This is a genomic window from Bacillus sp. LH1 (genome assembly GCF_057924895.1).
Genome location: NZ_CM175007.1, coordinates 199,161 through 212,229, shown reverse-complemented (window position 1 = coordinate 212,229; position 13,069 = coordinate 199,161). Strand labels below are relative to the sequence as shown.

Here is a 13,069-nt window from a genome sequence, read left to right as displayed (position 1 = left end):
CTCCTATTTTTTAAAAATAGACATATGTTCAAATTACATTCAATTATAACTAGTTATATTTAGTTATATTTAGTTATAATTAGATGTGTCAAAATGAAAGGGGATTTTTTTATGAATAAATTTATATTACGTTCCATCGGGGCACTTATACTTTCTTTCCTTCTTATATTTAGCGCTGCTTGTACAAGTTGGGAAAAGCATACAAAGTCAGCTGCTAAAGAGGATAAAACAGTTGAACTGACTATCTCAGCTGCTGCAAGCTTACAAGATGCATTAAAAGAAATCGAAAAACAATATAAAGAAAAAGAGCCAAATATCAAACTTTCTTTTAACTTCGGTGCTTCTGGAGCACTTCAACAACAAATTGAACAAGGTGCACCTGCTGATTTATTCTTCTCAGCAGCAGAAGATAAATTCCAAACCCTTGTAAAAAAAGGATTCATTAATGAAAAAGAGGGGAAAAATCTTCTTGGAAATGAACTAGTTCTAGTCATCCCTAAAGATAGTTCTCTTACAAAATTTCAAGATTTAAAAGATGAGAAAATCAAAAAAATTGCACTTGGTACACCTGAATCTGTACCTGCTGGCAAATATGCAAAGGCTTCTCTAACACACGAAAACCTTTGGAATGATGTTCAAAATAAAGTCGTATTTACAAAAGATGTTCGCCAAGTGTTAACATATGTAGAAACAGGGAATGTCGATGCTGGTATCGTATACAAAACAGATGCTCTCATTTCGGATAAAGTAAAGATTGGTGAGACAGCAGCAGCTACTTCTCATGAGCCAATCCACTATCCTTTAGGTGTTATAAAGGAATCTAAACATAAGAAAGAGGCGACTTCATTTTATGAGTATTTGCAGTCAAAAGATGCACAATCTATCTTTAAAAAATATGGATTTACAGTCCTGTCGTAATTACTATGAGCATTGATGCTATTTTATCGCCTGTCTTTCTATCTTTAAGAGTAGCTGCATGCGCCACTATTCTCGTTACAATTTTAGGGACAATTGTCGGGCGAGCACTAGCTCGCTCCTCATGGCGATATAAAGTACTATTAGAAACCATATTTTTATTACCAATGGTACTTCCACCAACTGTTATCGGCTTCTTTCTCATTATCATCTTTGGAAACAACAGCCCGATCGGAAAGTGGGTTGAATCATTATTTCAGCAGTCTATTATGTTCACATCTACTGCTGCGATCATTGCTTCTACAGTTGTTGCATTTCCGCTTATGTACCAATCAGCGAAAACGGGATTTTCTATCGCAAATGTACAAATTGAAGAAAGTGCTCGTGACCTTGGCGCAAGTGAATATCAAGTTTTTCTGCACGTTACACTTCCGCTCGCATTTCCTGCCTTACTAAGCGGGATGATTTTGAGCTTTGTCCGCGCGCTCGGTGAATTTGGTGCTACACTTATGTTTGCCGGGAACATTCCTGGTAAAACACAGACAATCCCAACTGCAATTTACATGGCTATTGATGCAAGTAATATGCAACTCGCATGGACACTTGTAGTTATTACTATCGGTATGTCACTCGTATTTCTACTATGTATTCAACTTATTAATAAAAGAATTACTAACTCTTAAAGCAGCTTTTTTCGAAGCTGCTTCTTTATTTCTTAGGAAATAAAATATACCACCGGGAAATAACTGAATTTTACCTCTTATTAAAATATACATTTTATTTGAATTCACTTTCTAAAATAGGCAATTTCCTGTTATTATATGGAGGTGTTTCAAAAAATGAAGAAATGAAAACGCATTTATATCGTGAATTCTTCATCCTGTTTTAGCGATCGGTAATCTTCTACTCTATTAGTGGGGCATTACCGATCGTTAGAACGATATGTAACTATATTGGTATAGCAAACCGAAGGGAGTCTTGTAATGGACATTTTATTAGCGCTTCTTCCTGCAATTGCATGGGGAAACATCTTATTAGTAAGCGTAAAAATGGGCGGTGGTGCATATAGCCAAACGGTAGGTATGACAATCGGTGCTCTATTCTTCGCAACAATTATGTATGTATTTACTCAACCAGCTTTAACAATGACAATCTTAATTGTTGGTTTTATTTCAGGTTTATTCTGGGCTTTAGGACAAGTAAACCAATTAAAAACAGTTGAAAAACTAGGTGTTTCAACTACTGTAACGATTTCTACTGGTATGCAACTTGTTGCAACTTCTATCTTTGGGGTTATCGCTTTCCGTGAGTGGACTACTACTACAACGATCATTCTGGGAACGATTGCAATCCTATTAATCGTAGTTGGTGTTGTATTCACATCATTAGATGATAAAGAAAATGCTCAGCCACCTGGACAATTGAAAAAAGGACTTCTTACTTTAATTGTTTCTACTTTCGGCTATCTTGTATATGTAATTATTATTCGTTGGTATAATATCGATGGTTGGTCTGCTATTTTACCACAAGCAGTTGGTATGTTTGTTGGTGCGGTTGTACTGACGTCTAAACATAAACCATTTAACAAATATGCAATCCGTAATGCTTTGTCTGGTTTACTATGGGGAACTGGAAACTTATTCTTACTTCTTTCATTACCACGTGTTGGAGTAGCAACAAGCTTCCCATTATCTCAAACTGGAATCATTATCTCAACATTCGGTGCGATTGTATTCTTAGGTGAAAAGAAAACAAAACGTCAATTGATCTTTATTGCACTAGGTAGTGTTTTAATTATCGGCGGCGCTGTATTACTTGGTATGACAAAAGCATAATCTTATATTCTATTAGTAAACCCCTGAAGCATATGTACTTCAGGGGTTTTTTAATTCTAATTATTTTCTAGATATAATTATTTGTATGTTCTTGCCCCTTATAATTGCTCTTCCACTCTAGCAAACCAGCTACACATATAAAGAGATTAATAATAGCTAATATTAGCATGACGTATAAACCAGTAGAAATATAAATTACAATGCTAACTACGTTATATAAAATCCATAAATGCCAGTTTTCTAATATTTTTCGACTTAACATAAATTGAGCCACTAGTCCCAATACGGCATTTAAAGCGTCTAAATATGGACTTGTTGACTCTAAATAACGGACTTGATAATAACCCCAACCAATCCAAGCAACTAAAATAAAACTTATATAAAAAGTCCACCCTTTCAAATCTAAACGAACTGTTGCTTTTACCTCGCCCTCCCCACTTCGTGCAATCCAATAATACCAACCATATACATTAAATATAAATTGAAAAGCGGCTAATACTGCCATTGCATATAAACCTTGTGTAATAAAAATGTATAGAAATACCGCAACAGTAATCATGCCAAATAAAAAGTTGGATACTTTTTCTCTCGCTAATAACCAAACATTAATGATTCCCATAATTGATGCGAAAATTTCAATATAACTCGATTGAATATACAATCCAACTAATACACAAATAATACTAGAAACAAGTAAAAAAAGTGGACTTCTAACCATATTTATCTCTCCCCAGATGTGTAATAAATTCCCTATCACCAGTATAAGGAATAGCTCTTTCCTTTACCATGAATTTCCGCCTTCTCATTATCCATTCCATCTACGGTAAGTCTTTTCTTTTTACAAAATTCTCTTAAAGATGATATCGTTTTTATAACATATCTCTACTAGAAAGGAATAAAGGATATGCTAACTAAACATCGAATTTTATTTATTGGTGCCGGTCGTATGGCAGAAGCTATATTTTCCGGATTACTTAAAACAAGCAAAGAGTACATCGAAGAAATTATCGTCTCTAACCGAAGCAACATAGAAAAGCTAAAACAGTTACAACATCAATATAATGTGTCTACTACAACAGATTGGAAACAGCATGTTACATCTGTTGATACGGTTGTTTTAGCAATGCCACCTTCGGCTCATGAAGAGTTATTAGCTGAGCTATCTCCGTTAATATCAAATCAACTAGTCGTAACAGTAGCAGCTGGCATTGGACCATCTTATTTAGAAGCTAGACTCCCAAAAGGCACGCCTGTTGCTTGGATTATGCCTAATACAGCTGCTGAAATTGGAAAGTCTATCTCCTTATATACAATGGGACAATCAGTAAACGAGATACATCAAGAAACCCTGCAACTACTTTTAAAAGGTATTGGTACTTCGCAACTTTGTACTGAGGAAGAAGTTCATCAGCTTACTGCAGTTACTGGAAGTGCACCAGCCTTCCTTTATTACTTTGCTGAAAGCTTAATTGAAGCAACAAAAAGTTATGGAGTTGATGAAGAAACCGCAAAACATCTTGTCATTCAAATGATTTCTGGCTCTGCTTCTATGCTTGAACAAACGCAAAATCCAGCTAACCTTCGCGAACAAGTAACAACGCCAGGTGGTTCCACAGCTGAAGGTCTCAAAATTTTATACGAATATAATTTTTCAGAGGCAATTCAAAAAGCAGTAGAAGCAACAAACAAAAAAGCTAGGGGGAAATAATATGATTTTAACAAGTTTAAAAGACTATACAACATTACATAACGGTGTAAAAATGCCTTGGTTTGGTTTAGGTGTTTTTAAAGTAGAAGATGGTTCAGAAGTAATTGATTCTGTAAAAGCAGCAATTAAAAATGGCTACCGCAGCATCGATACTGCAGCAATCTATCAAAATGAAGAAGGCGTTGGGCAAGCGATTCGTGAATCCGGTGTTTCACGTGAAGAATTATTTATTACCTCAAAAGTATGGAATAGCGATCAAGGATATGAAACAACGCTTCAAGCATTTGAAACTACATTAGAGAAATTAGGTCTAGAATATTTAGATTTATATTTAGTACATTGGCCTGTAAAAGGGAAATATACTGAATCATGGAAAGCATTAGAAACACTTTATAAAGATGGCCGTGTTCGCGCTATCGGTGTGAGTAATTTCCACATTCACCACTTACAAGACGTATTTGAAATTGCTGAAATTAAGCCAATGGTCAACCAAGTGGAATACCACCCACGTTTAGCACAAGAAGAGTTACATGCATTCTGTAAAGAACATAATATCCAGCTTGAAGCTTGGTCACCATTAATGCAAGGACAACTACTAGATAATCCAACGTTACAAGAAATTGCGACAAAATATAATAAATCAACTGCGCAAATTATTTTACGTTGGGATTTACAAAACGAAGTTGTAACAATTCCCAAATCAATTAAAGAACATCGCATTATTGAAAATGCAAACATCTTCGACTTTGAATTAAGTGCTGATGATATGAAAGCAATTCAAGCTTTAAATGAAGATCGTCGCGTTGGTCCAGATCCAGATAACTTTAACTTCTAGTAGAAAAACCACTGCCATATGCAGTGGTTTTTCTATTTAATAAAACTGAAAATTTAAACTATATTTCATTTAGTTGACACTTCATTATTCAAGGTGTAAGATTTTGAATTATCAAAGAAACACAAAAATTAATAAAATTTATTCGTTTACTCATTGTATCAAGAGAGGTGGAGGGACTGGCCCTTTGAAACCTCGGCAACAGGTTCATTTTGAATACTGTGCCACTTCCTGCAAGCTTTATGCTTGAAAGATAGAATGAGGGACTTCGTTTATATACGGGTGCATAACTTGTACGTAAAAATCCCTCTTTCTCAATATGAAAAGAGGGATTTTTTATTTTTCATTTCCCTCATCATCATCCAAACTTAATTATTTAGGAGGAAAATCAAATGAAAAAGAAGTTTGTACCCGGTATTGCATCAGTTGTAGGAGTAAGTATTTTATTAACTGGTTGCGGTAGTTATAAAAACGAAGCAAGCGGAGCAAATGCAAAAGACGAGGCACCTAGTAAACAGGTTTTAAACTTATCTTCACCTACTGAAATACGAACAATGGATACGGCTCGTGCTACAGATACTGATTCTGGTCAAGTAATGAGAAACGTATTTGAAGGTTTGTATAATCTTGGTGAAGGTAACAAACCTGTTCCTGGTGTTGCAAAATCTCATGAAGTAAGTGGCGATAAAACGAAATACACATTCCATTTGCGAGATTCAAAATGGTCAAACGGCACTCCTGTTACAGCTAAAGATTTTGTGTTCGCTTGGCAACGTGCCGTAGATCCAGCAACAGCCTCTGAATATGCATTTTTATTCTTTGATATTAAAAACGCAACAAAAATTAACAACAAAGAACTTCCAGCCGACCAACTTGGTGTAAAAGCAGTTGATGACCATACGTTTGAGGTAGAATTAGAGCGTCCTGTTCCTTATTTTATTAGCTTAACAGCGTTCCCAACATTTCTACCAATTAATGAGGAATTCTTTAAAGTACAAGGTGATAAGTACGCTTTAGAAGATAATACAATCTTGTACAATGGAGCTTTTACACTAAGCGATTGGAAGCACGAACAAAGCTTTAAATTTAAGAAGAACCCTACCTATTGGGATAAAGATACTGTCAAACTAGAAGAAATCAATTTTAATGTCGTAAAAGAAAAATCAACAGAAGTAAATTTATTCGAGTCAAAACAATTAGATCGTATAAAACTAACATCTGACTTCGTCGATAAATATAAAAAGGATGCTAACTTTAAAGAACGTCCAAACGTAGGCGTACAATTTTTACGTATGAATCAACAAAACAAAGTACTTCAAAACGTTTCTGCACGCCAAGCAATTGATCAAACAATTGATAGAAAATCCTTTGTAAATACGTTATTAAATGATGGCTCTACACCAACATTTGGTCTCGTTCCAAAAAACTTTGCAAAAGGACCTGAAGGAAAAGACTTCCGTACTGCAAACGGCGATTTAACAAAAGTTGATACAAAATCTGCACAAGAGTTATGGAAAAAAGCTAAACAAGAGCTTGGTTCTGAAAAGATAACATTAGAATTATTAACGAGTGATGCTGACCTTGATAAGAAAACTGGTGAATTCTTAAAAGGACAACTAGAAAAGAATCTAGATGGATTAACAGTAAATATAAAACCTCAGCCGCGTAAGCAACAAGTTTCGCTTTTATTAAAAGGTGACTACGAAATCGGAATTGATGGCTGGAGCCCTGACTTTGCGGATCCAATTACATTCCTTGAGCTATTTACAACGAATAACCCTTATAACTTAGATCATTACTCTAATAAGGAATTCGATGAAACAATAGCAAAAGTGAAAACAACTTTAGCTGGTGATGAAAAAGCTCGCTGGGAAGCATTACTAGCATCCGAGAAAATATTATTTAAAGACTCTGTTATCGCTCCTCTTTACCAAAAAGGCGAATCTTATTTAGAACGTTCTTATGTGAAAGGAATTGTGCAAGTAGACTTTGCAGGTCAATTAAACTTCAAGTGGGCAAAAATTGAAAAATAAAGTGAAACTTTAATAAGTGGGGGTTTCTTCATCCCCACTTATTATTAGCCCACACCAATTGTTTTTTTAGCAAAATATATTAAAAATAGGTTCTCTCACACATGAGAATCTGCTTTTTTAATATATTATTCTGAGAAATTAACAATCTATTTTTATTATTGACATATAGTTCTTTTCAGCGTTAATATTCTAAATAATCAAAGAAACAAAATATTTCACCATCAAAATATAATGTCTACTACGTTGAAACATATAACGATAGATTATAGTTCGACATGTATATACATATAGAACACCTGATTACCTATAAACAAATATTTATAATAGGTTTTATCTCCTTCTATAGCTACTTCAAGACACGGACATTATGACGTTACGAACAACACATTTAGGGAGGAACGAACAATGAAGAAAAAAGTTGTACCTGTTGTTGCATCTGTTTTAGGGGCAAGTCTATTACTAACTGCTTGCGGGGGAAATAAAGATAATGCAAGCGGAGCGAAAGCAAACGATAAAGCACCTGATAAACAGGCAATTAACTTATCATTCGCTTCAGAAATTCCAACAATGGATGTTGCAAAAGCAACGGATGGGGAATCCATGAACGTAATGCGTAATGTTTTTGAAGGGCTATATGCAATGGGAGAAGATAATAAACCGGTTCCTGGTGTCGCTGAGTCGGTTGACATTAGTCCCGATAAAACAAAATATACATTCCATCTCCGTGATTCAAAATGGTCAAACGGTACTCCTGTTACAGCAAAGGACTTTGCCTTCGCTTGGCAACGTGCCGTAAATCCTGATACAGCAGCTGAATACGCATTCTTATTCTTCGATATAAAGAATGCGAAACAAATAAACCAAAAACAATTGCCAATTGATCAACTAGGGGTCAAAGCTGTTGATGATAAAACGTTAGAAGTACAACTAGACCGTCCTGTTCCCTACTTCTTAAGCTTAACTACATTCTCAACATTCTTACCAATTAATGAAGAGTACTTAAAGTCTCAAGGCGATAAATATGGTTTAGAAACAAATCATTTAATTTATAACGGTGCTTTCACATTAGATAACTGGAAACATGAACAAAGCTTCCAATTGAAGAAAAATCCTAACTATTGGGATGCTAAAACTGTAAAATTAGAAGAAATCAACTTCAATGTCGTTAAAGATAAGTCTACAGAAGTGAACTTATATGATTCAGGACAAATTGATCGTGTTGCTTTAACTGCAGAGTTTGTTGATAAATATAAGAGCGATCCAAACTTCAAAGAACGCGCTGAAGTCGGTATTCAATTCTTACGATTAAATCAGAAAAATGAAACATTAAAAAATCAACATGCACGCCTTGCTATTAACGGCGCAATGAATAAAAAAGCTTACGTAGAAACAATCTTAAATAACGGCGCTGTTCCAGCTGAAGGAATGGTTCCTGCGAAATTTGCAAAGAGCCCAGAAGGCAATGACTTCCGTAAAGAAAATGGAAATCTAGTCAAGGATGATGTGAAAACAGCGAAAGAAAACTGGAAAAAAGCAAAACAAGAACTTGGTACTGACAAAGTAACAATCGAACTATTAACAAGTGACAACGCTTTAGCTAAAAAGACTGGTGAATATTTAAAAGGTGAATTAGAAAAGAACCTAGATGGATTAAAAGTGAATTTAAAACCACAACCACGTAAACAACAGCTAAAACTACTATTAAGTGGTGACTATGAAATTGGTATTGACGGCTGGGGCCCTGACTTCGCTGATCCAATTACATTCTTAGATTTATTTACAACAGATAGTGCTTATAACTTCGATAAATACTCTAACAAAGAGTACGATGAGCTAATTCATAAAGTGAAAACAGATTTAGCTGGCGATGAAAAAGCACGCTTTGAAGCAATGAAGCAAGCTGAAAAAATTCTATTACAAGACGGCGCTGTCGCTCCTTTATACCAACAAGGCCGTTCTTACTTACAACGCTCTTTCATTAAAGGACTTGTAACAACTGACTTCGGTGGTGAGTTTAACTACAAGTGGACAGAAGTTACAAAATAATAAGTGCTAATAAAAAGGTATCCCACCGAGGATACCTTTTTATTTTATACTTCTTTAACTACAGAGCTTCTTCTTCCCTTTACCATTCCTTTTATAGCTAAAGTCATCACTGCTACTGATTGTGTAACCAATACAATAACTAATAATGAAATAATATTTCTCTCTAAACTAACTCCTCCAAATATTATTGTATAATAGCCATTCGCTGCATATGTTGCAGGAAATAATTCACTAATTGTTTGATATGTTTTAGAAAGCATTTCATGTGGCACAGTTACAACCATTTGTGTTAATGAAAGAAAGGCGAAAAAGACTATTGTCAATAATCCTCTTTTCCTTCTTTTTGCATTGAACCAAAACTCATCATAAATATAAACACAAACATCAAATATGTTCTCCACGTCAAAGAAGGTATATGCCCTGACCAAAGATAGCTAACTAAATAATTAATTCCCATAATACAAGACGATATTACTAAACTAATACTTATTAGTTTTACATATTTGAGCATATCTTTTCTCCTTGTTTTTATTTTTCTACTTCTTCAAACTGTAGATTCACCGGATCTTCTAAAAGTGTTTCATAAAAGTTCTCTGCCAAATCTGTTGAAGGGATTTTTTCATCTACTTCATCAAATCGAATACTATCTAGCCACACACAACCTTCTCCTGATAATAAAACACCAAATGCAATACCAAGTGCTTCTTCTTTTATATCTAATACAACCGAGTACGATTGCCAGTTATTCGTATTTTTAATGGGGCGATTTTGCATATTATCCATAGCGAGCGGTTCTGTATCTTTTCCATCTACTCGCATCCACAATCCTGCCCAATCTCTTACATTTTCACTCTTAATAAATGCTGTAAAACGTAATCTCTTCCCTACATATTTATCCGCTCGGAACATTTGCATTAATGTTGAAAATCCTCCATGCGTAACATTCTCTTTTGCTTTTATGTATGCAGATACTTTTCCTTGATGGACAACTTCATAATCTAAACCCATCTCATATTCAGCAGGATGACTTCCACTTAAGATCCATCCTTTCGGTATACCTTTTTGCATTGAAACACCCTCTCTTTCTATATAAAATGACTGAAAGTACTTTCGATATTTCTTTGGTGGTAATTGAAACATTCTTTTAAAAGCTCTCGTAAATGCCTCTTGTGAGGAAAAACCGTATTGCACTGCAATATCAATAACAGCTCTCTCCGTTGACACTAAAACTTGCGCAGCATGAGTTAACCTTCTCTTTCGAATATAATCTGTTACACTCATCCCAACATATCTTTGAAAGATGCGATGAAAATGGTACATCGATACTGCACTGTGGGATGCCACTCTTTCTGTTGTAAGCTCCTCATGTAAGTGATTCTCTATATATTCAATTGATTTTTTTATTATCTCTTTATATTCTTCATGCATTTTAGCCCCTCCCTCACAACTTCAATTTACCATATACATACAAATCGTTTTTGATTTAAATTGCGGATTAGTCCTTGTGACTGCAGGATAATAATTTATTTTCAACACATACATAATTACATGTTTTTGGGAAAAACTTGTATAGAACGAATTTACATAAGGAGGAATTTATAATGAGAATTCTACTATCAGTTTTATTAGCTCTTATGCTAGTACCTGCATTAACAGGATGTAAAGCTCCTGCCAAAGAAGACACAACTTCTAATAAAAAGACGACTGAAGAAGCAAAAAATGAGGCTCCTGCAGATTTAAAACTAAACTTCAATGAATTCGATTTAAAGGCAGACTACCAAGATACAAAGAAAGACTACGAAGCAGACTATAAAAATGTAGCAGCTGACAAGAAAATGGAAGCAAAAATTGAAGATCATAAAGCAGATGTAAAATTAACAGGAGACGAGGCTATCACAAAATTAAGCCCACTTCTACAAGAATTAAAATTTGATAAAGATACTCCTGACCAAGAAGTAATCGATCAAGTAGTGAACGTGTTCAAACTTGATAAAGACTATCAAAAATTCGATTTAGAAGTTGTCTTCTCTGATGGAACGAAAAAAGAATATAAAAGAGAAATAAAATAAAGAAGTAGGCGGTTGCCTACTTCTTTATTTTTGCATATCTTAAATCTGGTTTAGATCCAACATAATATTGAAGTCCAGATACCGTTTGTTTTTGTAAATAGGAATCCGACGGGAATATAATTGGAATTAATGGTGAATCTGTAAACATAATATCTTCCGCTTTATGCAATAAATCAAAACGCTTATCTTCATTTTGTTCTACTTCTGCTTCCTTCACTAAAGCATCAAATTCTTTATTATGCCATTTTGCATAATTGTTTGGACCATCACCTGCATATAAATCTAATTTAGTAATTGGGTCTAATAGAGAACCGCCCCATCCCATATAAGCTAATTGGAAATCACTTTGCTTATATGTGTCGATGTAACTCTTCCACTCTTTATTTTCTAATTTAATATCTACGCCAAGATTTTTCTTAAACATTTCTTGCATTGCTTCTGCTACTTTTTTATGTTGTGTATCTGTAGTGAATTTTAATGTTACTTCAGGTAATGTAGACCAGCCTTGTTCTTTCATACCTTCTTCTAATAATTTTTTCGCTTCTGCTGGATCAAATTTAACGTAACCACCTTTTTCTTTACGGAAATCACGCCCACTTTGTGTTTTTGCTCCTTCTGGAACGAATGCATTTGCTTCTTGTGCATTGTTTTTATACAGTTTTTCAACAATAAACTTACGATCAACTGCTAATGAGAATGCTTTACGTACTTTCGCATTTGTGAACGGCTCTTTTTCTACGTTAAACGAATAAATATAAGATGAAAATCCTGCAACACGTTTATATTCTTTATTTCCTTTTTCTTTCTCAATCATTTCTTGCGGTAAACTACTTAGTAAATCTAATTCTTTTGATTTGTATAATTGGTACGCTGTTTTAGAATCTGGAATAATACGAAACTCAATTTCTTTTAATGTTACCTTTTTATCATAGTATTCTTTATTTTTTTGTACCGTAATAGCCTGATTATGCTTCCATTCTTTTAATGTGAATGGTCCGTTCGTAATTAACTCTTTTGGATCTGTTTTTAATTTATTATTATCATCAATTGATTTTTTTGATAATGGAATGAATAATGAGCTTGCTAATTTTTGTTTAATGGAAGACACTGGGTGCTCAAGTGTTACCTTTAATGTTTGAGGATCAACAACTTGAATACCAACTTGTCCTTCTTCACCTTTTCCAGTATTGTATGCCTCTGCCCCTTTAATAAAATACATTTCTGTCGCATTCATAGAACCCGTTTTCGGATTTAATAATCGCTTCCATGCAAATTCAAAATCATTTGCTGTAATAGGAGAACCATCTGACCATTTAATATCTTTCTTTAAATGAATTGTATACTCAGTTCCATCAGCATTTACTTCTTCTTTCTCTGCTAATTCATTTTGATATTTTCCATCACTATCTTGCGTATATAAGCTTGAGAATAAATGTCCAATTACATAACCTGAAGTACTATCTGTCGCAATAGCGGAATCAAGTGTATATGGATCGCTACCAATATTCGTTACTAATCGATCTCCTTCTCCCTTACCAGCACTCGCCTTTTGCGTCTCTTTCTTACCGCAAGCGACAGAAGTAATTGCTAAAACAGTCATAATGACAAACAGTAAAAACTTCTTCATCCTA

The 13,069-nt window shown here is 34.5% G+C and carries 13 protein-coding genes and 1 riboswitch; of the genes, 8 read left to right on the top strand and 5 right to left on the bottom strand.

The window, feature by feature from the left end; all coding sequences use genetic code 11:
• The first annotated feature begins 111 nt into the window (after nucleotides 1-111).
• The 3 genes from modA (at nucleotide 112) to ACX9TM_RS01175 (ending at nucleotide 2,750) form a co-directional block, all read left to right on the top strand.
• Complete coding sequence (gene modA / locus ACX9TM_RS01185; RefSeq protein ID WP_001031846.1) at nucleotides 112-918, top strand: molybdate ABC transporter substrate-binding protein; 807 nt, start codon at nucleotides 112-114, stop codon at nucleotides 916-918.
• A gap of 5 nt (nucleotides 919-923) precedes the next feature.
• A complete protein-coding gene (modB, locus tag ACX9TM_RS01180) occupies nucleotides 924-1,598 on the top strand; it encodes a molybdate ABC transporter permease subunit (RefSeq protein ID WP_000020526.1) in 675 nt (224 codons plus the stop codon).
• A 300-nt stretch (nucleotides 1,599-1,898) separates the two neighbouring features.
• Nucleotides 1,899-2,750, top strand: a complete 852-nt coding sequence (locus ACX9TM_RS01175) for a GRP family sugar transporter (protein ID WP_065382035.1) — start codon at nucleotides 1,899-1,901, stop codon at nucleotides 2,748-2,750.
• A gap of 67 nt (nucleotides 2,751-2,817) precedes the next feature.
• Here the strand turns inward: ACX9TM_RS01175 and pnuC are convergent, their stop codons facing one another.
• On the bottom strand, nucleotides 2,818-3,468 hold the full coding sequence (pnuC, locus tag ACX9TM_RS01170; protein ID WP_000252484.1) for a nicotinamide riboside transporter PnuC: 651 nt from the start codon (nucleotides 3,466-3,468) through the stop codon (nucleotides 2,818-2,820).
• Between the two features lie 186 nt (nucleotides 3,469-3,654).
• Here pnuC and proC point away from each other — a divergent pair, with 186 nt between their 5' ends.
• The 4 genes from proC (at nucleotide 3,655) to ACX9TM_RS01150 (ending at nucleotide 9,369) form a co-directional block, all read left to right on the top strand.
• The gene (gene proC / locus ACX9TM_RS01165; protein WP_000956250.1) at nucleotides 3,655-4,458 is read left to right on the top strand and encodes a pyrroline-5-carboxylate reductase; all 804 of its coding nucleotides are present in this window, start codon (nucleotides 3,655-3,657) and stop codon (nucleotides 4,456-4,458) included.
• A 1-nt stretch (nucleotide 4,459) separates the two neighbouring features.
• Complete coding sequence (locus ACX9TM_RS01160; protein ID WP_000604203.1) at nucleotides 4,460-5,293, top strand: aldo/keto reductase; 834 nt, start codon at nucleotides 4,460-4,462, stop codon at nucleotides 5,291-5,293.
• A 152-nt stretch (nucleotides 5,294-5,445) separates the two neighbouring features.
• Nucleotides 5,446-5,550, top strand: a riboswitch (SAM riboswitch).
• A 132-nt stretch (nucleotides 5,551-5,682) separates the two neighbouring features.
• A complete protein-coding gene (locus ACX9TM_RS01155; RefSeq protein WP_000726482.1) occupies nucleotides 5,683-7,323 on the top strand; it encodes a peptide ABC transporter substrate-binding protein in 1,641 nt (546 codons plus the stop codon).
• A 405-nt stretch (nucleotides 7,324-7,728) separates the two neighbouring features.
• Nucleotides 7,729-9,369, top strand: coding sequence for a peptide ABC transporter substrate-binding protein (locus ACX9TM_RS01150; RefSeq protein WP_065382034.1), 1,641 nt, complete (start codon nucleotides 7,729-7,731; stop codon nucleotides 9,367-9,369).
• Between the two features lie 44 nt (nucleotides 9,370-9,413).
• Here ACX9TM_RS01150 and ACX9TM_RS01145 read toward each other — a convergent pair whose 3' ends face one another.
• From ACX9TM_RS01145 to ACX9TM_RS01135, 3 genes are read right to left on the bottom strand one after another with little or no spacing between them, the layout of a single operon-like run.
• Nucleotides 9,414-9,692, bottom strand: coding sequence for a hypothetical protein (locus ACX9TM_RS01145; RefSeq protein ID WP_000156944.1), 279 nt, complete (start codon nucleotides 9,690-9,692; stop codon nucleotides 9,414-9,416).
• On the bottom strand, nucleotides 9,689-9,880 hold the full coding sequence (locus tag ACX9TM_RS01140) for a hypothetical protein (RefSeq protein WP_000922547.1): 192 nt from the start codon (nucleotides 9,878-9,880) through the stop codon (nucleotides 9,689-9,691). Before ACX9TM_RS01140 ends, ACX9TM_RS01145 begins: the two co-directional genes overlap by 4 nt.
• 17 nt (nucleotides 9,881-9,897) lie before the next feature.
• Nucleotides 9,898-10,797 carry a helix-turn-helix transcriptional regulator gene (locus ACX9TM_RS01135; protein ID WP_000544202.1) on the bottom strand — a complete coding sequence of 300 codons (900 nt, stop codon included), beginning with the start codon at nucleotides 10,795-10,797 and terminating at the stop codon, nucleotides 9,898-9,900.
• Between the two features lie 173 nt (nucleotides 10,798-10,970).
• Here ACX9TM_RS01135 and ACX9TM_RS01130 point away from each other — a divergent pair, with 173 nt between their 5' ends.
• Nucleotides 10,971-11,438, top strand: a complete 468-nt coding sequence (locus ACX9TM_RS01130) for a YusW family protein (RefSeq protein WP_001221552.1) — start codon at nucleotides 10,971-10,973, stop codon at nucleotides 11,436-11,438.
• A gap of 16 nt (nucleotides 11,439-11,454) precedes the next feature.
• Here the strand turns inward: ACX9TM_RS01130 and ACX9TM_RS01125 are convergent, their stop codons facing one another.
• Nucleotides 11,455-13,065 carry a peptide ABC transporter substrate-binding protein gene (locus ACX9TM_RS01125; protein ID WP_025690493.1) on the bottom strand — a complete coding sequence of 537 codons (1,611 nt, stop codon included), beginning with the start codon at nucleotides 13,063-13,065 and terminating at the stop codon, nucleotides 11,455-11,457.
• Nucleotides 13,066-13,069 lie beyond the last annotated feature (4 nt).